At 60.9% G+C, this 24,059-nt stretch carries 22 protein-coding genes and 1 other RNA gene; 4 read left to right on the top strand and 19 right to left on the bottom strand.

What is annotated here, in order from left to right:
• Positions 1-639 (bottom strand): prolipoprotein diacylglyceryl transferase (gene lgt / locus VD811_05550; GenBank protein ID HXV20442.1); only part of this gene is annotated, 639 nt, incomplete at its 3' end.
• Positions 640-734: 95 nt separating this feature from the next.
• A complete protein-coding gene (locus tag VD811_05545; protein ID HXV20441.1) occupies positions 735-1,664 on the bottom strand; it encodes an RluA family pseudouridine synthase in 930 nt (309 codons plus the stop codon).
• A gap of 286 nt (positions 1,665-1,950) precedes the next feature.
• Here VD811_05545 and VD811_05540 point away from each other — a divergent pair, with 286 nt between their 5' ends.
• Entirely contained in the window at positions 1,951-3,057 is a 1,107-nt protein-coding gene (locus VD811_05540; protein ID HXV20440.1) for a Glu/Leu/Phe/Val dehydrogenase, read from the top strand.
• A gap of 87 nt (positions 3,058-3,144) precedes the next feature.
• Positions 3,145-3,322: non-coding RNA, 6S RNA (ssrS, locus tag VD811_05535), on the top strand.
• 125 nt (positions 3,323-3,447) lie between these two features.
• Here the strand turns inward: ssrS and VD811_05530 are convergent.
• The 9 genes from VD811_05530 to pheA all read right to left on the bottom strand — a co-directional run bounded on the left by VD811_05530 (position 3,448) and on the right by pheA (position 11,994).
• Positions 3,448-3,837 (bottom strand): PaaI family thioesterase, encoded by a 390-nt coding sequence (locus VD811_05530; GenBank protein HXV20439.1) that lies wholly within the window; start codon positions 3,835-3,837, stop codon positions 3,448-3,450.
• A 55-nt stretch (positions 3,838-3,892) separates the two neighbouring features.
• Positions 3,893-4,174, bottom strand: coding sequence for an integration host factor subunit beta (locus VD811_05525; protein HXV20438.1), 282 nt, complete (start codon positions 4,172-4,174; stop codon positions 3,893-3,895).
• A 13-nt stretch (positions 4,175-4,187) separates the two neighbouring features.
• Positions 4,188-5,078 carry a signal peptide peptidase SppA gene (sppA, locus tag VD811_05520; protein HXV20437.1) on the bottom strand — a complete coding sequence of 297 codons (891 nt, stop codon included), beginning with the start codon at positions 5,076-5,078 and terminating at the stop codon, positions 4,188-4,190.
• A gap of 71 nt (positions 5,079-5,149) precedes the next feature.
• Positions 5,150-6,895, bottom strand: a complete 1,746-nt coding sequence (locus VD811_05515; GenBank protein HXV20436.1) for a 30S ribosomal protein S1 — start codon at positions 6,893-6,895, stop codon at positions 5,150-5,152.
• Positions 6,896-6,996: 101 nt separating this feature from the next.
• A complete protein-coding gene (gene ispH, locus VD811_05510; GenBank protein HXV20435.1) occupies positions 6,997-7,836 on the bottom strand; it encodes a 4-hydroxy-3-methylbut-2-enyl diphosphate reductase in 840 nt (279 codons plus the stop codon).
• 106 nt (positions 7,837-7,942) lie between these two features.
• Positions 7,943-8,638: a (d)CMP kinase gene (cmk, locus tag VD811_05505; protein HXV20434.1), complete on the bottom strand. Its 696-nt coding sequence runs from the start codon at positions 8,636-8,638 to the stop codon at positions 7,943-7,945.
• On the bottom strand, positions 8,635-9,933 hold the full coding sequence (gene aroA, locus VD811_05500; GenBank protein ID HXV20433.1) for a 3-phosphoshikimate 1-carboxyvinyltransferase: 1,299 nt from the start codon (positions 9,931-9,933) through the stop codon (positions 8,635-8,637). The genes cmk and aroA overlap by 4 nt, the downstream gene beginning before the upstream one ends.
• Positions 9,934-10,028: 95 nt before the next feature.
• Positions 10,029-10,910: a prephenate dehydrogenase/arogenate dehydrogenase family protein gene (locus VD811_05495; protein HXV20432.1), complete on the bottom strand. Its 882-nt coding sequence runs from the start codon at positions 10,908-10,910 to the stop codon at positions 10,029-10,031.
• 10 nt (positions 10,911-10,920) lie between these two features.
• The gene (pheA, locus tag VD811_05490; protein ID HXV20431.1) at positions 10,921-11,994 is read right to left on the bottom strand and encodes a prephenate dehydratase; all 1,074 of its coding nucleotides are present in this window, start codon (positions 11,992-11,994) and stop codon (positions 10,921-10,923) included.
• A gap of 190 nt (positions 11,995-12,184) precedes the next feature.
• Between pheA and VD811_05485 the strand changes: the two genes are divergently transcribed.
• Together VD811_05485 and VD811_05480 are read left to right on the top strand one after the other, a co-directional pair.
• Complete coding sequence (locus VD811_05485; GenBank protein HXV20430.1) at positions 12,185-13,372, top strand: pyridoxal phosphate-dependent aminotransferase; 1,188 nt, start codon at positions 12,185-12,187, stop codon at positions 13,370-13,372.
• Positions 13,369-14,184: a formate/nitrite transporter family protein gene (locus VD811_05480; protein HXV20429.1), complete on the top strand. Its 816-nt coding sequence runs from the start codon at positions 13,369-13,371 to the stop codon at positions 14,182-14,184. Before VD811_05485 ends, VD811_05480 begins: the two co-directional genes overlap by 4 nt.
• 53 nt (positions 14,185-14,237) lie before the next feature.
• On the opposite strand, the gene recJ is transcribed toward VD811_05480, so the two are convergent.
• The 8 genes from recJ to VD811_05440 all read right to left on the bottom strand — a co-directional run bounded on the left by recJ (position 14,238) and on the right by VD811_05440 (position 24,048).
• Positions 14,238-15,959 (bottom strand): single-stranded-DNA-specific exonuclease RecJ, encoded by a 1,722-nt coding sequence (gene recJ / locus VD811_05475; protein HXV20428.1) that lies wholly within the window; start codon positions 15,957-15,959, stop codon positions 14,238-14,240.
• Positions 15,960-16,041: 82 nt separating this feature from the next.
• Positions 16,042-16,638 (bottom strand): tetratricopeptide repeat protein, encoded by a 597-nt coding sequence (locus tag VD811_05470; protein HXV20427.1) that lies wholly within the window; start codon positions 16,636-16,638, stop codon positions 16,042-16,044.
• Between the two features lie 13 nt (positions 16,639-16,651).
• Positions 16,652-17,569, bottom strand: coding sequence for a protein translocase subunit SecF (secF, locus tag VD811_05465; protein ID HXV20426.1), 918 nt, complete (start codon positions 17,567-17,569; stop codon positions 16,652-16,654).
• 13 nt (positions 17,570-17,582) lie between these two features.
• Positions 17,583-19,181 (bottom strand): protein translocase subunit SecD, encoded by a 1,599-nt coding sequence (gene secD / locus VD811_05460; GenBank protein ID HXV20425.1) that lies wholly within the window; start codon positions 19,179-19,181, stop codon positions 17,583-17,585.
• A gap of 71 nt (positions 19,182-19,252) precedes the next feature.
• Positions 19,253-19,585, bottom strand: coding sequence for a preprotein translocase subunit YajC (gene yajC, locus VD811_05455; protein ID HXV20424.1), 333 nt, complete (start codon positions 19,583-19,585; stop codon positions 19,253-19,255).
• Positions 19,586-19,621: 36 nt separating this feature from the next.
• Positions 19,622-20,758, bottom strand: coding sequence for a tRNA guanosine(34) transglycosylase Tgt (gene tgt / locus VD811_05450; GenBank protein ID HXV20423.1), 1,137 nt, complete (start codon positions 20,756-20,758; stop codon positions 19,622-19,624).
• Between the two features lie 21 nt (positions 20,759-20,779).
• Complete coding sequence (queA, locus tag VD811_05445) at positions 20,780-21,811, bottom strand: tRNA preQ1(34) S-adenosylmethionine ribosyltransferase-isomerase QueA (protein HXV20422.1); 1,032 nt, start codon at positions 21,809-21,811, stop codon at positions 20,780-20,782.
• A 455-nt stretch (positions 21,812-22,266) separates the two neighbouring features.
• Positions 22,267-24,048, bottom strand: coding sequence for a YgiQ family radical SAM protein (locus VD811_05440; GenBank protein HXV20421.1), 1,782 nt, complete (start codon positions 24,046-24,048; stop codon positions 22,267-22,269).
• Positions 24,049-24,059 lie beyond the last annotated feature (11 nt).

Genomic DNA, 24,059 nt, shown 5'->3' with positions numbered 1-24,059 from the left:
ACGGAACGCCCCGTATAACAGAAAAAAGGTAAAGAAAGGAATCCCGGGGGCAGACCGCCGCCGGTGCAGAAGCCAGAGCACGGCGAACAGGACCACCCCTTCGAGCAGAGCCTCGTATAGCTGGCTCGGATGGCGCGGCAGCGGACCGGCGCCGGGAAAGACCATCCCCCAGGGTACATCGGTGACCCGGCCCCACAGCTCGCCGTTGATGAAATTGCCGACCCGCCCGAGCCCCAGGCCGATGGTGGCTGCCGTCACCAGAATATCGCCGGTCAGCAGCATCGGCAGTCTTCGACGGTGGCAGAAGACGATGGCGGCGACCACAACACCGAGCAACCCGCCGTGAAAGCTCATCCCCCCTTCCCAGACAGCGAAACTCTCCAGGGGATGCTGGAAATAGTAGGCGGAGTTGTAGAAGAGTACGTAGCCGAGGCGACCGCCAAGAATGACCCCCACAATGCCGTAGAAGAGGAGGTCGGAAATCCCGTCGGCATCCAGTGGCAGCGAGCGCCGGCGGGCAAGGTTGCGAATGACGAACCAGGCGCCGACAAAGCCTAGCAGGTACATCATGCCGTACCAGCGCACCGCCAGCGGGCCGATGCGGACGATGACGGGATCGATTTCGGGAAAAGGGAGCATGGATTTCCTCTGTCAGGCGCTTCGCGCCGGCCGTTGTCAGTTGTAATTGGTTTCAAGGTTTTACAACGGACAACGGACAGCTTTCAAACCACCAATTACTGAATTTTAGAACATCTGAGTTCCGCCAGCAGTCCCGCCATGTCGGCCGGGATCGGCGCCTCCAGCTCAAGGGGCTGGCCGCTGACCGGATGCTTTAAGGAGAGACGCCAGGAATGCAGCATCTGCCGCCGTATCGGGTATCCGTGCCGGTCGACGGAGCCACCATAGCGCTGGTCGCCGAGCAGAGGATGACCGGATTCGGCAAAATGAGCGCGGATCTGGTGCGAGCGGCCGGTGACTATCTCCACTTCGACCAGCGTGGCAGCGGCAAACTCTTCGAGCACGCGGTAGATGGTCACGGCCTCCTTGCCGCCCCGCTCGACCGACTTGACTTTGTTGGTCGCCCGACTGCGGGCCAGCATGGAGCGAAATTCTCCCTCCGGCGCCGTCATCCGGCCAGCCACAAGGGCCAGGTAGCGCTTGCGAGCCTGGCGACCGGCGAAGGCCTCGGTCAACCCGCGATGGGCCCGCGGATGGATGGAGAAGACCATGACTCCGGACGTATCCCGGTCGAGCCGCTGCACCATGCCGAGTTCAGGCGCCTGCTGCGGACGAAATGGATCGTGCAGATAGTCGAGCAGCGCAGCATAGAGCGTCCCCTTGAAGCGGGCCGGCGTCGGCTGCGTCTCGACCCCGGCCGGTTTGTCGACCCCAATCAGATAGGAGTCCCGGTAGACGACTGCCGCTGCCTCTACCTGGTAAGGCTCCAGCGGCAGGCCATCGACGTAGATCTCTACAATCTCCCCGGCCTGGACTGGATAGGAACAGCGGCGGGTTCGACGACCGCCGATATGCACCCCACCCAGGTCGACGAGCTTGCGCACCAGGGTCCGCGAAAGATCGGCACTGCGGCCGGCGACGAACTGGTCGAGGCGCATGCCGGCATCTTCGGCGTTGGGAGTGAAGCGGTAGGTGGTTCGGGGCATAATTTTAAGCTACCTAAATCACAATCTTCACCACAGCGCTCACAAAGATTTGTAACCGAGAGCACAGAGATTTGAGCTTATGGCTTCCTCTGTGGTCTCCAGGGTCTCTCGGTGCTCTCTGTGGTAAAGGCTTCCTGTATTTCATGGCCGCAGGGAAGCATATTAGCACAACCTGCCTGTCCTGCGCGCCCCCTTTTGCCGTTCACGGCGGGATTTCCGCCCGGTTTGCGCCGTCATCAGCATTCGTTATACTGAAAATAGGCCACCCGAACAGGATCTTCTCTCGATGACGACCAAAGATGACATATTCGACACCTGGGCTGACGAGCTGGGACCGGCCAAAACGGTCCATCTCTACGATCCGCAAACCGGGATGAAAGGGATCGTCGTCATCGACAATGTCGCCTGCGGACCGGCTATCGGCGGGGTTCGGCTGGCGTCGGACATCGGTACGAGCGAGATTTTCCGCCTGGCGAGGGCGATGACCCTCAAGAATGCGGCGGCCGGACTCCCGCATGGCGGCGGCAAATCCGGGATCCTGGCCGATCCGCACCATGCCGACAAGGAAACCTTGCTGCGCGCCTTTGCCCGCAGCATCCGCGATCTGGTCGACTACATTCCCGGGCCGGACATGGGTACGGACGAACGCTGCATGGGCTGGATTTACGAAGAGATCGGCCGTTGCATCGGCCGCCCCCGTAGCCTTGGCGGCATTCCCCTCGACGAGATCGGTGCCACGGGCTACGGGCTCGCCCAGGTGGCCGGACTCGCCCTCCCCTTCGCCGGCATTATGATTGCGGACGCCACCCTGGCGATACAGGGATTCGGCAACGTCGGCCGGCATGCGGCCCGTTTTCTCGCCGACATGGGCATCCGACTGGTGGCGGCCAGCGATTCTTCCGGCGCCATATACCGGCAGGAAGGGCTTGACGTGACGGAGCTGGCCCGCATAAAAGAAGAAAAAGGGACGGTTCTTGCCTATCCGGATGCTCGGCGACTCAAGGGGCCAGAGCTCGTCGAACTCCCCTGCGACCTGCTGATCCCGGCCGCAAGACCGGACGTAATCACGGTTGCCAACGTCCATCGGGTAAAGGCTCGCATCATTATCGAAGGTGCCAATATCCCGGTAACCGAAGAGGCCGAGCGCATGCTGCACGAGCGGGGGGTCCTCTGCATCCCGGATTTCATCGCCAATGCTGGGGGAGTCATCTGCGCCGCTGTCGAATACAGCGGCGGGGACGAACGACAGGCGATGATAACCATCAAGGAAAAGTTGACGAGCAATACCCGCAAGCTCCTTGAGGTCGTGACCGAAGAAAACCTTTATCCCCGGGAGGCGGCCATGCAGATGGCTCGTCGCCGACTGCGGGAGGCAATGGCGTTGCGCCATTAAGACAGCCGGCCGGCAAAACAATACGCGGCCCTTGACAGGTCGACAAGCAGTGATAGCATAAGAATAAACAAATTAAACGCTCACTGAAATACTCTGGGATGCACGATACCAAGCTTGAGGCACCGACCAACAGCTCAGTTAATGTCCTTGGTCAAGGCCGTGGTGAGCCAGCCCACCGACGAGTGGGACGCCTGAAACGGCTTTCAAAGGCGGGTATCTTTGCAAGGTCCGGACCTTGAGAAATGGTCGGCATCCCGGAGCACATTGATAATAGGCATGTATGCCAATGTTACGAAAAATGCCCCGTCCATGATGGCGGGGCATTTTTCGTTTATCAAGGCTCAAGATGCAAGACCATGCCTTTTGCATCTTAAATCTTGCATCTTGCTCCTAAGTATCGAAAACGTGCCGAGGAAGGACGAAGCAGGTAAACGTAGCGGCAAGAACCTCCCGATCCGTGGTCACCGAGCATTTGACCAGGCGCTTTTTACCCTCCGCCGATTCGACAACCGCACGGGCTGTCAGCACCTCACCTACCCGGACCGGAGCCAGAAATCGAGTCTCAGCGGCACCCAGGACAACGTAAGGGTCATTGACCGCCAGCATCGCCGCATAATCGGCCAGACCGAAGGCGAATCCGCCGTGAACCAGCCCTCGGTCATCAGCGGCCATTTCCGGACGGGTCAACAAACGAGCAACGGCAGTACCCGGCGCCAGCTCAAGCGGCTCACCGACCCATTCCCGGGATATTGCCAGATGCGTCAACGACTCACAGGCCAAGACTCTCTCCTGCCGAGTTAAATGCCGAACCGCGGATTGGTGTTAAGCCAACTGTCTAACCGTTGTTGACTCGCTCGCGGAGTTCCTTGCCAGTCTTGAAAAACGGTGTCTTCTTGGCGGCAATCTTGACGACGTCGCCGCTTTTGGGATTCCGCGCCTCACGAGCGTCGCGCTCGCGGATGGTGAAGGAACCGAAACCGCGGATCTCGACCCGATCGCCGCTGATGAGGGCATCACCGATGGTGTCGAAAATCGTATTGACGATCAATTCGGCTTCTTTTTTGTTGAGTCCAACATCGGTGAAGGACAGGCTCTCAACCAATTCGCTCTTCGTCATAAATACCGACCTCCTAGTCAATTCCCGACCAAATATAACGCAGGCCCGGCGAGCCCTGACCCTGCAGGCCGTGCCGCAACTGGCTAATAGTTTCCTGGACCAGATAATCCAGAATCCCCGATTTTTCCTCGGGCGGGTAGACCACCTTGGGCTGCCCCTCGATGCCGGCGAGTTCTGCCGCCACATCGATGGCGTCCTGCAGGTTGCCCAGTTCATCTACCAACCCGGCCGCCATGGCCTGACGCCCCGTAAAAATGCGACCGTCGGCAAGAGTGCGAACGATAGCCGGGTCTATTTTACGACCCTCGGCTACAGCATCGATAAACTGCGAATGGACGTCATCGATCATTGTCTGTAGTATTTTTCGGTCCGACTCGGTCATCGGACGAATCGGCGAACCGATGTCCTTGTGTTCCCCGCTCTTGACTACGTCGCTGCGCAGGCCGATCTTTTGCAGGAGTTCCTGAAAATTGGTGAACTCCATAATGACCCCGATGCTGCCGGTAATCGATCCGGGATTAGCGAGAATCCGCCGGGCAGGCACGGCGATGTAATATCCCCCGGAGGCGGCAACCGACCCAATGGAAACGACGACGGGCTTAACATCGATCGTTTTGCGGACCTCCTCGTAGATTTCCTGGGATGGTCCGACGCCGCCGCCAGGAGAGTCAACCCGCAGGACGATGGCCTTGACGGTATCATCGTCGCGAAAATCGATCAACTGGTCGATGATATCCTTCGATACGGCAATAACGCCAGTCACTTCGATCACGCCGACTTTCTTGCCGATCGGCAAGCTGTCAGCACGACCCATGATACTGCTGATGGCAAAGACCAGCGCAACGAAGAATACAAAGACGGCGCCGAGAAGCAGCAGGGCCATCAGAAAAGGTCTTTTTGTCATGGGACGAGCCCCGAAATAACAGAGCCCCCGCAATCCTTCAGACTGCGGGGGCTACAGATGGATCAGCTCGCTTATTCCTCGCCCTTTTCGCCGTGTGCTTTCTCCATGGCACCCTGCAGCAGGGCCCCGAGATTGGAGGTGGCGTTTTTCTGGGCGCCGAGGAAGGCATCGACCTCCGCCTTTTCTTTCCGGTCGGCCAGATGCTTGATGGAGAGGGCAATCTTGCGCTCCATCGTGTCGACGTTCAGGACGACAGCTTCCAGTTCATCACCCACCTTGGCGAAGTTCTTCGGCGTATCGATTTTTTCCTTGCTGATTTCCGAAACGTGAATCAGTCCTTCGATTCCTTCCTCAATCTCGAGGAAGATGCCGAAATCGGTTACCGAGGTAACTTGTCCACGGACGATGGTACCCGGTGCATAACGAACCGGAATGGCCTGCCAGGGATCGGGAGTAAACTGCTTGATGCCGAGAGAAAACCTCTCATTTTCCCGGTCGATGTTCAGCACCACCGCTTTGACGATATCCCCCTTCTTGTACAGTTCGGAAGGATGCTTGATGCGCTTGGTCCAGGAAAGGTCGGAGATGTGGACCAGTCCGTCAATCCCCTCGTCAACGCCGACAAAAATGCCGAAATCGGTGATGTTCTTGACCTGCCCCTCGATGATGGTGCCGATGGGGAACTTCTCGCCAATGACTTCCCAGGGGTTCGGTTCTGCCTGCTTGAGACCCAGCGAGATACGGCGATTGGGGATATCGAGGGCCAGCACGACCGACTCGACTTCGTCGCCAATATTGAGCACCTTGTTGGGGTGCTTGATGCGCTTGGTCCAGCTCATCTCCGAAACGTGGATGAGTCCCTCGACCCCTTCTTCGAGCTCGACGAATGCCCCATAGTCGGTCAAGCTGACAACCTTGCCCTTAACCCGGATACCCACCGGGAATTTCTGCTCAACATCGAGCCAGGGATCAGGAGCGATCTGCTTCAGACCAAGCGAAACCCGCTCTTTCTCGCGGTCGAACTTGAGAACCTTGACCTTAATTTTGTCGCCTACGGCCAGGATGTCCGAGGGATGGCTGACGCGGCCCCACGACATGTCGGTGATGTGCAACAGACCGTCGATCCCGCCCAGGTCGATAAAAGCCCCGTAGTCGGTGAGATTCTTGACCACGCCATCAGCCACCTGACCCTCTTCCAGGGTTTTCAGTGTGTCGGAACGCAGGTTCTCACGCTGGTCTTCGAGAAGAACGCGGCGGGAGAGCACAATGTTGCCACGGCGCTTGTTGAGCTTGATGATCTTGAACTTGAAGGTCTCACCGAGCAGCTTGTCGAGATTGCGGACAGGACGCAGATCGACCTGGGAACCGGGGAGGAAAGCATTGACGCCGATATCGACAGCGAGGCCCCCCTTGATCCGGGAAACGATACGGCCATCGACCACCGCACCCTCCTCAAGGGAATTCCAGATCTTCTGGCGATCTGCTTTTTCCTTGGAGAGGCTGATCAGGCCCGTTTCGCTCTCGGTGCGCTCGACCAGAACATCATACACGTCACCGACCTGGACGATGAGCGCGCCTTTTTCATCGAAGAATTCGCTGAGGGGAATCACACCCTCAGACTTGAAACCGACATCGACGATGACCGAATCGGGATTGACCTGAACGATGGTTCCCTTGACGACATCACCGACGTTCAGTGCCTGCAGACTTTCTTCAAAGAGAGCTTCAAAGCTCTGCTCCATTTCACCGAATTCATTTTCTTCGTCGCCGAATCCGGCCTGGACTTCCTTGTTGAGCTTTTTCTTGTTTTCAACCATTAGAGATGTGACCCCCTGGGTATTTTCCTGTCGCCAATCGACAGCCGTGGCTCTTGGCCATGGAGCGTGAAGATATCATAACGACTTTAAAAAAACAAATTTTATTTTCCCAGCAGGCCGACCCGCTCCATGACCTCGTCGATGATCCAGCGAGGAGTGGAAGCACCAGCGGTAATGCCGACCGTCGAAACTTCGACAAACCACGCCGGCTCGATCTGCTCGGCCGTTTCCACATGATGTGTCCGCGGCTGGATTTCAAGGCAGATCTGGGCTAGCCGGTTCGTATTGGCGCTGTTGAAACCGCCGATCACCAGCATCATGTCGACTTGCCGGGCAATGTTCCGCGCCTCGTTCTGGCGCACGGTGGTGGCACTGCAGATGGTATTGAAGACCCGCAGTTCCTTGCTTTTTTCCAGGCAGACCTCGACGACCTGGCGCAGATTCTCGAAAGACTGGGTGGTCTGGGCGACCACGCCGATGCGGCTTTTGCGCGGCAGTTCTTCGGCCTGGTGCCGGTCGGCCACCACAAACACTTCGCCGTCACGGGCATAGGAGACAATCCCTTGCACCTCCGGGTGTTCCGCCTCGCCGACCAGGATGACGACATACCCTTCACGGCTCAACAGCGCCGCATGGTCCTGGGCCTTCTTGACAAAAGGACAGGTCGCATCGACGATATTCAATTCACGTGCGAGAATGTCGTCGAGTTCGGCAGAGGTTACCCCATGCGAGCGGATAATGACCGCTCCCTCCGGGATTTCCTCAACGTTCCCGATCACCCTGACCCCCTTTTCCTCGAGCTTCTTGACCAGTTGCGGGGAGTGGATGATCGGTCCGAGGGAACAGATCTGGTGATAATGCTCAGCGGCGTCGAAGGCCATGCTGGTCGCGCGTTTGACGCCGAAGCAAAAGCCGGCACTTTCGGCAAGAATGATTTTCATAAATCGGTGACCCGCGATTGGTGAGGGGTGACACAAGACACAAGATTCAAGACCTGGGTCAACAGGCCCGAGACAAAAGACAAGAGGCTCCTTCTTGCATCTTTCCTCAGCCTCTGGTCTGGCGCCTCTCTTCTATGATTCGCAGCATCTCAACCAGAACCTCGTCGATGCTCATGGCCGTAGAATCGATCGGTAAGGCGTCGGGCGCCTGCAGGAGGGGGGCATGCTCCCGGGCACTGTCGGCGGCATCACGGGCCTCGACTTCTGCAATGGTCTGATCGAGATCAACGTCGAGCCCCTTGGCCCTGAGTTCTTCGTAGCGGCGCCGGCCACGCTCGCGGGCGGTTGCCACCAGAAAGAACTTCACCTCGGCCTGCGGGAAGACCACACTGCCGATGTCTCGACCTTCGAGCACCACGCCGCCGCGGGCACCCATCTCTCGCTGCAACCGAACCATCGCCTCTCGCACTGCCGGGCAAGCAGCCACCTTCGAGGTTAGCAGACTGACCTCCGGAGTACGGATTGCGGCGGAAACGTCCTCGCCGTCGAGAAACACCCGTTCCTCCCCGTTATTGCGGATGAATTCGATGTGCAGATCAGCGCACAGCCGAGTCAATGCCTCGCTGTCGGCTGGGTCGATCCCGAGGCGGCGGGCAGCGATAGCCACACTGCGGTACATGGCGCCGGTGTCGATATTGACATAACCCAGCCTGGCGGCCAGGAGTTTGCTCAAGGTACTCTTGCCGGCCCCGGAAGGACCGTCGATGGCGATGATCAGCTCGCGCTGCGCCTCATGCCTCACGCCTCACCCCTCACAGAATCCAGCAGTTCCCAGAAATTGGGGAACGAGGTGGCCGTGCACTCCGTATCGTCTATGGTGACCGGCGCCGCAGCGCGCAGCGCCGCTACCGCCATGCTCATGGCGATACGATGGTCACCGTGGGAGGAGACATCCCCACCAGCCAGACCTTCGCCCCCCTCGACTACCATGCCGTCCTCGCGGGCTTCGACCTTCCCCCCCAGCCGGTTCAGTTCCGAAGTCATGGCGGCGATACGGTCGGTCTCCTTGACCCGCAGCTCACGGGCATCGCGGATCACCGTGGTCCCCTCGGCGAAGGCGGCGGCAACGCTGATCACCGGGAATTCGTCAATGGCCCGCGGCACCACGTCGCCGCCGATCTCGATCCCCCTGAGTGCGCTGCTGCGGACCAGCACGTCGGCAACCGGCTCCCCTGAGACCTCCTGCTCGTTAAGCAACTCCAGATTTCCGCCCATCGCTCGCAGGATATCGACAATGCCGCTGCGGGTCGGGTTCACCCCGACGTTGCGGATCAGCAGCTCCGAGCCGGGGGTGATCAGGGCGGCAACCATGAAGAAAGCGGCCGAAGAAATGTCGCCGGGCACCTGCACCTCCCGGCCGGTGAGCCGCGGCCGTCCGGTTACGGAAACGCCGCCCGGAAAAGGCCGCACGTCGGCACCGAAATAGGCCAGCATCCGCTCGCTGTGATCGCGGGAAAGATGCGGTTCACGGACCGTGGTCACCCCTTCGGCGTACAGTCCCGCCAGCAGCAGAGCGGACTTGACCTGGGCGCTGGCAATCGGGGAATCGTACGCCATCGCCCTGAGCCCGCCGCCCTGAATCGCCAGCGGCGCCAGGTCTCCCCCACGGCGTCCCCAGATACGGGCACCCATCGACGCCAGAGGACCGACCACCCGCTTCATCGGGCGCTTGCGCAGGTAGCGGTCGCCGGTCAGCACGGAAAAGAAGGCCTGCCCGGCCAGCAGACCGGTCATCAGGCGGATGGTTGTCCCCGAGTTGCCGCAGTCGATGACGTCGGCGGGCTCGGCCAGACCGTCGAGTCCCTTCCCCTCGATGCGCAGGACGCCGTCGGCAAGCTCCTCGATCGTCACCCCCATGGCGCGAAAGGCCTTGAGCGTGGCGTGATTGTCCTCGCCGTGCAGGAATCCGCGCACGATCGTGGTTCCCTCGGCGAGCGAGCCGAGCATGATGGAGCGGTGGGAAATCGACTTGTCGCCGGGGACGACGATCTCGCCGCGCATGCCGGCGGCGGGGTGGACGGTGCGGGTCTGGGACATGGCAAACCTCGGTTAAGGGCCAAGGGCTAAAGGCAAAGGGCAAGGGACTCAGGGGTTTAAACCATTAGCCTTTAGCCCTTTGCCATTAGCCGAATCTAGAGAATCGCATCCCGGCTCTCCTTGGAGCGCAGGAAAAACTCGAACAGCTTCTCGCCTTCGCCGCTGCGAACATCCTCCTTAAGCTCGGCGAAGAACCGCTCGAAACGCTCCATCATCTCCAGCAGGGCGTCCCGATTGGTCAGGGCGATGTCCCGCCACATGGTCGGATCCGAGGAGGCGATACGGGTGAAATCGCGAAACCCGCCGGCGGAATATTCGAGGATATTCTCTTCGTAGCGATCGTAGGTGCTGACCGCGTTGACCAGCGAATAGGCCACCATGTGCGGCAGGTGGCTGATGGCGGCGAGCACCCGGTCGTGTTTTTCCACATCCATCAGCACCACCTCGCTGCCGGCAGTCTCCCAGACCCGCCGCACCAGATCGAGGGCGCCGCGGTCGGTCCTGTCGGTAGGGGTGAGAATGCAGCGCCGCCTGCGATAGAGGGTGGCGAAGGCGGCTTCGGCCCCGCTTTTTTCGGTGCCGGCAATGGGGTGGCCGGGAACGAAATGAACACCGGGCGGCAGCAGCGGTTCGATGGCGCGCGCCACGCTCCCCTTGACGCTGCCGCCGTCGGTCAGAATCGCCCCGGGCTTCAGGTGTGGCGCGATGGCCGCCGCCACCTCAGACAGCGTGAGGACCGGGGTCGCCAGAAAAACCAGGTCGGCGTCGCGCACGCCGGCAGCGGCGTCCCGGGTGATCCGGTCGACCACACCGAGGTCGAGGGCCTTCTCGAGATTGGCCTGGCCGCGGCCGATGCCGACCACCTCACCAACGGCGCCGGCCGCCTTGAGGGCCAGCGCCAGGGAGCCGCCGATCAGGCCGACGCCGATGATCGCGAGTCGAGGGATGAAGAGTTTGTCCACGCTGCTGTCGGTCATCGAACGGCCTTTAACGTGCTCGCGGATATGAGCCGAGCACCTTGAGAAACTGGCAATACCCGTTGAGCTCTTCGATAGCGGCAAAAACACCCTCTTCGGCGATATGCCCCTCCATGTCGAGAAAGAAGATGTATTCCCAGGCCTTCTTCTTCATCGGCCGGCTCTCGATTTTGGAGAGGTTGATGCCGCGCTTGCTGAACGGTTCGAGCATGCGGTAGAGGATTCCGGGCTCATCCTTGGTGCTGAACATGACCGAGGTCTTGTCGCGGCCGCTTCGCTCGGGGGTTTTTGTGCCAATGACCAGGAAGCGGGTAAAATTGTTGGGATTGTCCTCGATCTTCGGCTTGAGAACCTGCAGACCGTAGAGCGTCGCAGCCATCTCGCTGGCCACCGCTGCCGCCGTCTCATCCTCGGCCGCCATTTGCGCCGCCAGGGCGGTACTGGCGACGTCAACCAAAGGAACGTCCGGCAGGTTTTCCTCGAGCCATTTGCGGCATTGGGCCAGCGCCTGGGGATGGGAGACGACCTTGCGCACGTCCTCGATGCGGCCGGAGCGGGAGAGAAGATCGTGCGAGATCGCCAACAGAATCTCGGCGTTGATTTTCAGGTCCGACTCCATGAACATGTCGAGGGTGTGCGAAACGACCCCCTCGTTGGAGTTCTCCACCGGCACGACGCCGTAGTGGGCTCGCCCCCGCAACACCTCGTCGAAGACGGCCGGAATGCTTTTCTGGGGCACAAGTTGGGCGGAAAAACCGAACTGCTGCATGGCCGCCACATGGGTGAAGGTTGCCTGCGGCCCGAGAAACGCCACCTTCATCGGCTGTTCGAGGGAAAGCGAGGCAGAGATGATCTCGCGAAAAACCCGGCGGATCGCCTCCTTGGGAAAGGGGCCTGCACTGGCAGCGGTCAGCCGCTCGTAGATCGCCTGCTCCCGGCTCGGAACGTAAAATTCTTTCTGCTCACCGGCCTTGGCACGTCCAACTTCGATGACCACGCCGGCCCGCCGGTTGAGGAGATCCAGAATCTGATCGTCGATGGCGTCGATCTGCCGCCGCAATTCGTTGAGATTTTTCCGGGTCAAGCCGTCACCCCCTTTAATTGGGCCATGGAGCTGGAAATCTAGCGTATCGCTGCGCAAAAATCAACGCAAAAGCCTTGTTTTTTCCCTTCGTTTGATGCACCGGCCGCGGGTGTCCCTTTCCCCTTGACCGTCCACCGATTGCCCGGCTAAACTGCGGGCCATTCAATTCAGACAATCCAAGGAGTCCACAATGACCATAGCCATCAAGGTGCAAGGCTGCATCGAGCGTTCTTCCTGGATCCGCAAGATGTTCGAGGAGGGGGCAATGCTGCGCCAGATTCACGGTGAGGAGAATGTCTTCGATTTCACCCTCGGCAACCCTTCGGTGGAGCCGCCCGAGGCGTTCCGCCGGGAGCTGCTGGAACTGGCGCAGCACCCGCTGCCGGGGATGCACCGTTACATGAACAATGCAGGCTATGAGGAAACCCGCTCGGCGGTGGCCGAACTGCTCTCGGAGAAATCACCGCTGCCGCTGGAAGCACGGCATGTGGTCATGACCTGCGGCGCCGGCGGCGCCCTCAACGTGGTTTTGAAGACTATTCTCAATCCGGGCGAGGAGGTCATCATTCTTGCCCCCTATTTCGTCGAATACAAGTTCTACGTCGACAATCACGGCGGCGTGACCCGGGAGGTCTGGACCGACCGTGAAACCTTCCAGCTCGATCTCAACGCCATCGAAGCGGCGGTCGGCCCCAACACCCGGGCCATCATCGTCAATTCTCCCAACAACCCGACCGGGGTCATTTACCCGCAGGCGAGCCTGGCAGCACTGGGAAAGTTGCTCACCCGCAAGGAGCGGGAACTGGACCGGCAGATCTACGTCATCTCCGACGAGCCGTACGCCCGCCTCGCCTACGACGGCGCCGAGGTTCCCGGCATTTTCGGCTGCATCCGCAACTCGGTGATCGTCACCTCCCACTCCAAGGATCTTGCCCTGCCCGGTGAGCGCATCGGTTACCTGGCCGTCAATCCTGAGCTGCACGATGCCGGGCGGTTCATCGAGGGAGCGGTTTTCTGCAACCGGGTCCTCGGCTTCGTCAATGCCCCGGCCCTCATGCAGCGCCTGGTGACCAAACTGCAGCGGGTGAGCGTCGACATCGAGGAATACCGGGTAAAACGCGACCGCCTCTACGATCACCTCACCGGCCTCGGCTTCCGCATGGTCAAACCCGGCGGCGGCTTCTACCTTTTTCCCCGCTCGCCGCTGGAGGACGACGTCGCCTTCGTCCGACTGGCGCAGAAACACAACATTCTGCTCGTGCCGGGGGCCGGCTTCGGTGCGCCGGGCCATTTCCGCATCGCCTACTGTATCGACGCCGCCATCATCGAGCGCAGCCTTCCCGCCTGGGAAAAGGTCGCGAAAGAGGCAGGGCTTTGATTAAAAACTTTCTTACCCCCGCCGAAACCGTTCAGGCCCTCGTCGAAAGCGGCAAACGGGTCACCACGCAGCCCCTGTCGCGCACCGTCGTGCTCAGCCTGCTGGCCGGCTTCTATATCGCCTTCGGCTCACAACTGGCGACGGTGGTGACGCAAGATGCCGCCGCCTTCGTCGGCACCGGCATCGCCAGGCTGGTCGGGGGCAGCGTCTTCTCTCTCGGCCTGATGCTGGTGGTGGTCTGCGGTGCCGAACTTTTCACCGGCAACAGCCTGCTGGCCAAGGCTGCGCTGCACGGCGAGATCACCTGGGCGAAGCTGGCGGAGAACTGGACGGTGGTCATCGCCGGCAATCTGGCCGGCTCAGTCTTCTTCGCCTGGCTCATGTTCCGGTCCAATCTCTGGCAGACAGGGGAGTTGGCCGAATACTCCATCCGCATCGCCGTCACCAAGAGCCACCTGCCCTTCGATGTCGCCCTGGTTCGCGGCATCCTCTGCAACTGGCTGGTCTGCCTGGCGGTTTTCATGGCGACCGCGGCCCGGGACGTCACCGGCAAGCTGCTTGCCTGTTACGCGCCGATTATGGCCTTCGTCGCCAGCGGCTTCGAGCATTCGGTAGCCAACATGTACTTCATCCCCACCGGCCTCTTCCTCGCCGGCGAACTCCAGCTGACGGAGCCTGGCCTGAACTGGGGGAGCTTCTTTTTCGCCAACCTGCTGCCGGTCACCCTCGGCAACATCCTCGGCGGCGTCGTCTTCGTCGCCTTTGCCTACTGGTTCGTCCACCTCAAGGGGACCCGCGCCCCCAACTCCTGAGCCCCTCCAGCAGGGCCCCTGCCCCCCAACTGCCTGCACTTACCAGTAGCCCATCACTCTGCCGGGCGGAAATCCTTCAGCCGCAACTGAACCGAAACCTTCCCGCGCCACTCGTTGAGAACAGGGGTAAATAGCAGGTCCAACTCCCCGACCAGGTCCTGTTGTCGCTCGGCCATGCCGAAAGCGATGCAGGGAAGGCTGTAGCCCCCCTGGCGGAGAGTGAAACGCAGATGTTTGCCGCCCAGCGTCTGGACCTGCTGCGCCCGGCCCCCACAAGCCAGGAAGGAAGGTTCAGGGTTGCCCATCCCAAAGGGCGCCAGTTCGGCAAGCTGACGGACTGCGGATTCGTTCAATTCCTCCAGCAGAATTTCTCCATCGTGCAGAACGCGGGGCTGAAGATCTCCTTCCCTGAGACACTCCCGCGCCACCTCTTCGAAGGCGGCGGCAAAGACTTCCACTTCATCCTCGGCAATGGAGAGACCGGCGGCGAAAGCATGCCCGCCAAAACCGGTCAGATGGCGACGGCAACGCTCAAGGGACTGGTACAGGTGAAATCCGGCGATTGAGCGCGCGGACCCCTTACCCTTGCCGTTTTCGAGGGCGATGAGTACTGCCGGCCGGTGGTAGCGCTCGACCAGGCGGCTGGCGACAATGCCGATCACCCCCGGGTGCCAGCGAGAATCGGCCAGAACAATGGAGTATCTCCCGGCGAACTTCTCGGCCTCCAGGTGAGCCACGGCCTGCCGGAGGGCTTCCTGCTCAATTTCCTGTCGTTCCCGGTTGAAATCATCGAGCAGCCTGGCCATCGGCTGCGACCGCTCGGGCGATGATTCTAGCAGCAGATCGACGCCGAGGAGCGCATCCTCGAGGCGGCCGGCCGCATTCAGGCGGGGCGCCAGACGGAAGGCGACATTGCCGCAACTCACCTCACTGACGGCCGCAACCTCCTTGAGCGCCCGTAGCCCCGGCCGGTCGCTATTGTTCATGCTTTTCAGGCCGGCCCGGACGAGGATGCGATTCACCCCTTGCAGGGGGACCACATCGGCGATGGTACCGAGAGCCACCAGATCGAGGCCGCGGCGCAGATCCGGCTCCGGCCGGGCAGCAAAGAAGCCCCTTTCGCGCAGGATCTTGCGCAATGCCACCAGCAGGAGAAAAGCAACGCCGACTCCGGCCAGGTCCCTGAAGGGAAAACGGTTTTCCGGCAGGTGCGGATTGATGATGGCGAGGGCAGCAGGCAGGGTTTCCGGCGGCTGGTGGTGATCGGTAATAATGAGATCGAGGCCGAGCTCAAGCGCCAGGTGCGCCTCGGCAACCGCCGAGACGCCGCAATCGACGGAAAGAGCGACCTTGGCGCCGCCGGCGGCCGCCTGACGCAGAGCGTCGGCGGAGAGGCCGTAACCGTCCCTCAGCCGCAGGGGGATGTGGCACTCGGTGTCGGCGCCAAGCAACCGCAGGGTTTCCACCAGCAGGGCAGTGCCGGTGATGCCGTCGACGTCGTAATCGCCATGTACGGCAATCCGTTCGCCCCGCTCGATGGCGACAGCCAGACGCTGCACGGCGCGGCTCATCCCCGGCAGCAAAAAAGGATCGGGGAGCGAAGCAAGGGAGCTCTGCATGAATGCGCTGGCCGCCTCGGGGCTGACCATGCCGCGCAGGGCCAGTACGCGTGCGGTCAACGGCGCCAGTTTGAGCTCGCTGGCAAGCTGCGCGATGGCTGCCGGCGAGAGGTCGCTCTGTCGCGACAGCCAGTGGCGAGAAGTTATCGCTTCCATGCAGTTCTGCCCTGAAGACAAAGCGGGCCGGAGATACTGTTCTCCGGCCCGGCGGGGTGAATAAATGGTTGGCGGCGCTCGTCTACTTGCTCAAGGGAGCGGGGGCCGTACCGGTCCCCAGCAGCTGCCCCAATGCCTGCATCTCGGCCCGGATCTGGTCGGCACCAGGACCCGTGGGGTTGAGCGCCAGATACTTGCTCCAGGCATCATTGGCCTTGCGAAAATCCTGCAGATCGTAGCGGTAGACCACCCCCATATTAAAGAGACTTTGAAGATGGCGAGGATCGATCGCATTGGCTTTGCTGAAATTTTCGATGGCCCGGTCGTACTGACCCAGGCGCCGGAACATGAGTCCCTGGTCGGTCAGGACATTGGGATCCTCGGGACCGAGCGCCAGGGCCTTGCCATAGGCCTCGATCGCCTTGACCGGCTGGTCGCTGTCGAAATAATTGTTGCCCAGTTCGACCCAGGCGTTGCGGTTATTGGGGTCCTTGGCCACGAGCCCCTCGAGCATCTGGATCGTCTGCTGCTGATTTACCCCAGGAGCTGCGACCTGCGGCGGGGCAGACGGCGCCTGAGCAGTTTTGCCCGGTCCCTTGCCCGCCTTGCTGACGAGAATTCCCACGAGGACGCCGACTACCAGCACGATGACGACGAGGAATAAGGTTTCCTTTTTCATATGGGTCTTCCTTTCATTCTACAGCGGCGGTTTTCCGCGTCTTGAAATTCTCCCAGTAGATGATCACCGGGCTGGCTATGAAGATCGTCGAGTAGACGCCGGCCACCATCCCGATCAACATGGCGAGGGCGAAGTTCTGGATGACGCTGCCGCCGAGAAAATAAAGGGCCAAGACTGCCAGCAGGGTGACGCCGGAAGTCATGATGGTGCGTGAAAGTGTCTCGTTGATACTGCGGTTGATGAGAGGGATCAGGCCCTCCTTGGGGTGCTTCCCTCTGTTCTCGCGGATCCGGTCGCAGATGACGACCGTGTCGTTGACCGAGTAGCCAATAATGGTCAGAAAGGCGGCGACGACGGTCAGGTCGATCTCCCTGTTGAGCAACGAAAAAGCCGCCAACGTGACGAGCACGTCGTGCGCCAGAGCGATGACCGCGCCTACCCCGAAACGGAACTCGAAACGGAAGGAGACATAGACAAGCATGCCGGCGATGGCGACGAGCAGCGCCTGCACCCCCTGGTTGCGCAGGTCCTTGCCGACCTGAGGCCCGACCATCTCAGTACGGCGAACCTCTACCTTGCCGGCGCCGTAACTCTTCTCCAGGGATGCCTGGACCTTGGAGGAGAGCCCTTCCAGCGAAGCGCTCGATTCCTGGGTACGCACCAGGAATTCGTTGGCCTGGGTGCCGAACTGCTGAATGGTCACCCCCCGCAGATCCAGGTCCTGAAGGGCCTCCCGGATCTGACCGGCGCTGGTATCCTGGGTGAACTTGATCTGCACCAGGGTACCGCCGGCGAAGTCGATGCCGTACGCGGGGCCGCCCTTGACCACCAGGGAGACAATCCCGGCCAGAATAAGGAGACACGAGGCAATGATGGCAATGTTACGCTTGCCGACAAAATCAAAGTTGGTATCCGGTCTGATGAGCTCCATCGGCCTCTCCTTGTCAGATGCTCAGCCGCGTGATCGGACGGCGGGCCATGAAGTAGTCGTTAATGAGTCGGGTGACGAAAACCGCCGTGAACAGGGTGGTGACAATCCCGACCGAAAGGGTGACAGCGAACCCTTTGACCGGCCCGGTACCGAACTGGAACAGGATCACACCGGCCAGCAGGGTGGTGAGGTTGGAATCGATGATGGTCAGAAAAGCCTTGGCGTAACCAGCTTCGATGGCTGCTTTAGCGGTCTTGCCAAGACGCAGTTCCTCGCGGATGCGCTCGTTGATCAGTACGTTGGCGTCGACCGCCATACCGAGGGTCAGAGCGATGCCGGCGAGGCCGGGCAGGGTCAACGTCGCCTTGAACAGGCTGAGGACTGCGAGGATGAAGAAAAAGTTCAGGCCGAGGGCCACATTGGCGACTATACCGGCCCATTTGTAATAAGCCGCCATCGCCACGACGACCAGAACGGCGGCCAGGAGGATGGCGACAATCCCTTGCTGGATGGAGTCGCGGCCGAGAGAGGGACCGACAGTGCGGTTCTCGAGGATCTCGACCGGCGCCGGCAGCGAGCCGGCCCGCAGCACGATGGCCAGGTCGGTCGCCTCCTGCTCGGAGAATGAGCCGCTGATCTGGGCACTGCCGCCGGAGATGCGTTCACGAATGACCGGCGCCGAATAAACGGTATCATCGAGGACGATGGCCATGCGCTTGCCGACGTTGGCGGCGGTGATCTGATCAAAGCGTTTGGCCCCGAGCGAATTGAAATCGATTGCCACGTAAGGCTCGTTGAACCGGGTATCGATCCGCACCTGGGCATCGGCGAGCAGGTCACCGGTCATGATCGTTTTTTCCTGGACCACGATCGGCACCTCGGTCGTCGCCCCCGTCTGGCGATCCACCCTACGCTCATAGAGAAGCTGCGTTCCGGGGGGCAAGTTTCCCTTGACGGCCTGCTGCGGATCGATATCCTCGGCCACCATTTTGAACTCAAGGCGGGCGGTCTTGCCGAGTAGGGAGATGGCACGGTCCGGGTCCTTGATGCCGGGGAGCTGGATCAGGATGCGGTTTTCGCCCTGCCGCTGGAGAGTCGGCTCGCTGACACCGAACTGGTCGACGCGGTTGCGCAGGGTCTCCAGAGCCTGGCGCACCGCGTAATCCTTGATACTCTCCACTTCGCGGGTGCTCAGGCGGTAATCCTTCTGGATAAAACCGCCTTCGGCCGTAATCGTCAACGGCTCGAGGGAGGGGAAATTCTCCTTCATGAGCGCATCCACCTGCGCACCGGCCGCCTCATCGTAAACCGTGACAGCCAGACGTTCGGCGGCCTGACGATCGACCCGTTTGAAGATGATATCTTTTTCCCGCAGCAGGCTTTCCGTCTGGTCGACGATACTGTCGAGACGGCCTTCCACTGCCTTATCTACATCGACGCCGAGCACCAGGTGCATGCCACCCTGCAGGTCGAGGCCCAAATGAATGGGGTCGAAGGCCTTTTTCCACCAATCGGGGAGGCTATCCCGGAAGAGCGTGGGGGCCAGGGAAACGAGCGAGAGAACCAGGCAGACCAGAACCAGCAGTCCCCGCCATTTGAAACCCTTGGTCATGGCAGTAATTATCTCCTTTCGGCATCTTGCCGGCAGCCACCAGGCGACCGCCGGCCATTTCAGTAGGTTCCTTACTGCTCTTGCCTGGTCGTGGAGACGATGGAAGCTCTGTTGAACTTGATCTTGACGCCGGTAGCAACTTCCAGAGTCACCACGTTCTCCTGGACGGCAGCCACCTTGCCATGCATCCCGCCGGCAGTCACCACCTGGTCGCCGACCTTGAGCGATTCGACCAGTTCCTTGTGTTGCTTGGCCCGCTTCTGCTGCGGCCGGATCAGCAGAAAATAGAAAATAGCGAACATGATCACCAGCATGATGATCCCCTCGTAGCCGGGGCGCGCTCCTTGCTGGGCGCCGGCATTGCCGGCCATTGCGAAAGCTTCGGTCGCTCCAAACAGATTCATTGTCATATCCTCCCTGGTTTAGGTTGTGATCGTTTGTTATTCATTTTCCGCGCTGGTCGCGGTATCGCGCCGGGCGTAAAATTGGCGCTTGAACCCGGTGAACCGGCCGGTTTCGATGGCGGTCCGGGCCTCCGCCATCAACTGCAGATAATAGTGCAGGTTATGGTGGGTATTGAGCACCGAGGCAAGAATTTCGTTGCACTGGTACAGGTGCCGCAGGTATGCCCGGCTGTAATTGCGACAGACGTAGCAGGTGCACTCGGGATCAATGGGCAGCGGATCCTCGAGATAGCGGGCCTGTTTAATGCTGACCCTGCCGAAGGTGGTGAACAACACGCCGTTGCGGGCATTGCGGGTCGGCATGACGCAGTCAAACATATCGACCCCGCGACTTACTCCCTCAATCAGGTTTTCCGGAGTTCCCACCCCCATGACATAGCGCGGCCGATGGGCCGGCAGCAGGGGCAGCGTCACATCCATCACGTTGTACATCAGGTGCGCCTCTTCTCCGACGGAGAGACCGCCGACGGCATAGCCGTCAAAGCCGATCTGCAGCAGGTCGGCGGCGCTTTTCGCCCGCAGGTCGGCATGCATTCCTCCCTGCACGATGCCAAAGAGGGCGGCGCCATCCTCACTTTGCCGGACTTCCTTGCAACGGCGGGCCCAGCGGGTCGAGCGTTCGGTCGATGCCGCCACGTACTCGCGGGTTGAGGGATAGGGAATACACTCGTCGAACGCCATGATGATATCGGCGCCCAGGGCCTCCTGAACGGCTATCGATGATTCGGGTGTCAGCACCTGACTCGAGCCGTCGAGATGGGATTGAAAACGGACCCCCTCTTCGTTGATCTGCCGCAGGGCACCCAGACTGAACACCTGGAAGCCGCCGCTGTCAGTCAATATCGGCCGTTCCCAGTGCATGAAGGAATGCAAGCCGCCCAGTCGCCGGATCAGTTCGTGCCCGGGGCGCAGGAAGAGATGGTAGGTGTTGGCCAGGAGGACCTGGGCACCAAGCTCACTCAGGGCTTCCGGCAGCATGGCCTTGACCGTCCCCTGCGTTCCCACCGGCATGAATACGGGGGTCTCAATCGCCCCCCGCCGGGTCAGGATACGTCCACGGCGTGCGCTGGACTCCGGGTCTGTATTTAAAAGAGCAAAATTAAAAGTAGTCAACCGAAAACAAATCCCGTCCGCCTAGAGAATCAGCATGCAATCGCCGTAGCTGAAGAACCGGTAGCCTTCCCGCACCGCCCGTTGATAAGCAGAAAGCACAAACTCCCGACCGGCAAAGGCTGACACCAGCATCAACAGGGTGGAGCGGGGCAGATGGAAGTTGGTGATCAGGGCATCGACGATCTTGAATTGAAAACCCGGGTAGATAAAGAGGTCGCTGACGCCTTCTCCCGGCACGACCAACCCCTCGCTGTCCACCGCGTGCTCCAATGTGCGCGTGGTCGTGGTCCCCAGTGCAAAAACCCGACGCCCCTCTGCCTTGGCGAGGTTCACCGCAGCGGCCGTGGCCGCGGGGACATGATAGCTTTCGCCGTGCATGCGATGTTCCCGAATATCATCCACCCGGACCGGAAGAAACGTCCCCAGCCCCACATGCAGGGTCAGCGGCTCGATCCGTACGCCGAGTCGTTGCAATTCCGCAAGAACCGCCTCGGTAAAATGCAAACCGGCGGTGGGCGCCGCCACGGCTCCGCGGGTGCGGGCAAAGACCGTCTGATAACGGGTGCGATCCGCCGCGTCGTCTTCGCGGCGGATATAAGGCGGCAACGGAATACGCCCCACCTGCTCGAGAGCGCTGAAAAAATCGCCGGGGCAGCTGAACCGGATGTGCCGGTACGGGGACTCACCGCCGGGCAGCACGGTTCCTTCGATCCCGCCAGCCAACTGCAGCCGGGCGCCGGGCTGCGGGGTCTTAGAGCACTTGGTAAGGCAGGCCCAGCTCTCCTCTTCTCCGGTCAGCCGGCGCACCAGGAAGACTTCTATCCGCCCCCCGCTTTCCTTGGTTCCCAGCAGGCGGGCCGGAATTACCCGGGTATCGTTGGTCACCAACAGATCGCCGGCGCGGAAAAAGCGGGTAATTTCGGGAAACCCTCCCGTGCGGACTGAACGCGCGCCGCGATCCAGCACCATCAGTTTGGAATCGTCCCGTCCAGCCAAGGGGTATTGGGCAATCTGCTCCGGGGGAAGCTCGTAATCAAAATCCTCAAGCCGCATGGATACTACCGCCGAACGCTCCCTTCCCGCCCCGAAATGCCGGGACTATATCAACCATAAACGCAGTGCGAAGTCAATGCTTTTCGCCCGGCTATCCGACCGCGAAGTGCACCAGCAAAAGGCCGATCATCATGGCCGCAAAACCGGCCAGACGGAGATGCTGGTCAGATAGCACGAGATTTGCCGGAGCAGCGTTTTGTAGCCGGCGGGAAAGAGAAACCAGGGGACTCCCTCAATCACCAGAACCACACTCAGGACCGTCACCAGAAAAGCAACCTGAATCCTCTCATTCAGTTCTTTCCATCTCCAGGTCAGGGATGCTTCGGCAGATGCCTGGGCAAAGAAACAGGGCATCTTAGGGCCTGGCAGCCGAGCTGTCAAGCAGAAGGGGAAAGGGTATCGCAAGCGAATAAACGGATCGGACTTGTAGCACAGGCTTTGCCCGGTTTGCGCCCCTATTTCTCCCTCCTCCTTCCCGCCCCCCCCAACAGAGCACGGCCGTCCTCCTCACGCCCACTGACGGCAAGCGCCCTGAGCAGATCGCGGCGGTTCTCGGGAAGATGCCAGAGCAACAGGGCCTTCTGCAGTCGTTTTTCCTCGGCAGAGCGCGGGACATGAATCCGCGCCCCGGTAAAGGGGTCAAGACCGGTAAAGTAAATGCAGGTGGAGAGCGTACCGGGCGTCGGGGTGAACTCCTGGACCTGCTCCACCCTGAGATGATGGCGTTTGAGAAACAGCGCCACGTCGACCATGTCGGAGATGGTGCAACCGGGATGCGCCGAAATGAAGTAGGGGACAATCCCCTGCCGCAGACCGAGCCGACAGCTTTCATCACGGAAACGGCGCAGAAATGCCTCGAAGAGCTGCGGTCCCGGCTTGCGCATAACCTGCGTCACTCCTTCGCACACCGACTCGGGGGCGACCTTGAGCAGCCCCCCCACATGCTGTGTAAGCAGTTCCTCGAAATACTCCTGCTGATGCTCAAGCAGGTCGTAGCGAACCCCCGAAGCGACATAGACATGGCGGATTCCGCGGTGATTGCGCAACTTGCGCAGTAGCCGCACCGCCCGGCTGTCATCGGCAACAAGATGCCGGCACGGCCGCGGGTAGAGACAGCCGGTGCGCCGGCAGCCGCTGCGGGCGTCAGCATCGCCACAGGAAAGTCCGTACATGTTGGCGGTCGGGCCGCCGACGTCGGTGACTGTGCCGCGAAACTGCGGGTGTCGCGTCAGCCGCTCCACTTCGGCAAGCACCGAAGTTTCGGAGCGGGACTGAATGAACTTGCCCTGATGCTGGCTGATGGCGCAGAAAGCACACCCCCCGAAACAACCGCGATGAGTGGTGATGGAAAAGCGGATCTGCTCATAGGCGGGTATTGCTTCGGTGTAGGAGGGATGGGGGAGCTTGGTGAAGGGGAGTGCGTAAATGCGGTCGAGTTCGGCCTCGGCAAGCGGCAGGGACGGAGCATTGACGACTATCCAGCGCTCCCCGTGCCGTTGATAGAGCGGACGGGAGGCAAAAGCGTTGGCCTCGGCTGTCGCGAGGCGAAAGGCTTCGTTGTAGGCCTCCGGATTGGCCGCCACCTCTTCGAACGAAGGCAGCGCCGTCCCTGCTTCCCCGGGTTGCACCGCGCCAACGTAGGCTGTACCGCGGATGTCGCGCATTGCCGCCAGAGACTCACCGGCGGCAGCCCGCCGGGCGATCTCCCGCAATGGCGCCTCCCCCATGCCGAAGATCAGCAGGTCGGCTTTGCTGTCGAGCAGGACGGAGCGGCGCACCGCGTTGTCCCAGTAATCGTAGTGCGCCAGCCGGCGCAGGCTCGCCTCGATGCCGCCGATGACCACCGGCAGACCCTTGAAGGCTCCCTTGATGGCGGCCGTATAGGCGATAAGCGCCCGGTTTGGCCGGGCTCCGGCCCGGCCACCGGGGGTGTAGGCATCGTTGTTGCGGATTTTTTTCGCGGCCGTGTAATGGTTGACCAGGGAGTCCATGGCCCCGGCCGAAATGGCTGCAAAGAGGCGAGGACGGCCCAATGCCCGCAAGGCTTCAGGATTGCGCCAGTCGGGTTGAGCGAGGATGCCGACGCGAATGCCGTCCGCCTCAAGTACTCGGGCCAGCAGGGGGACGCCGAAGGCAGGATGATCAACGTAGGCATCCCCGGAGATGAACAGGATATCGAGTTCGTCCCATCCTCGCGCCAGCATTTCCTGGCGCGTCGTGGGAATGAATTCAGTCACGGCAGCGATGG

It is taken from the genome of Desulfuromonadales bacterium (assembly GCA_035620395.1).
GTDB lineage: Bacteria > Desulfobacterota > Desulfuromonadia > Desulfuromonadales > DASPGW01 > DASPGW01.
The sequence above is the reverse complement of the archived record's forward strand: the minus strand, read 5'-3'. Positions and strand labels throughout refer to the sequence as shown.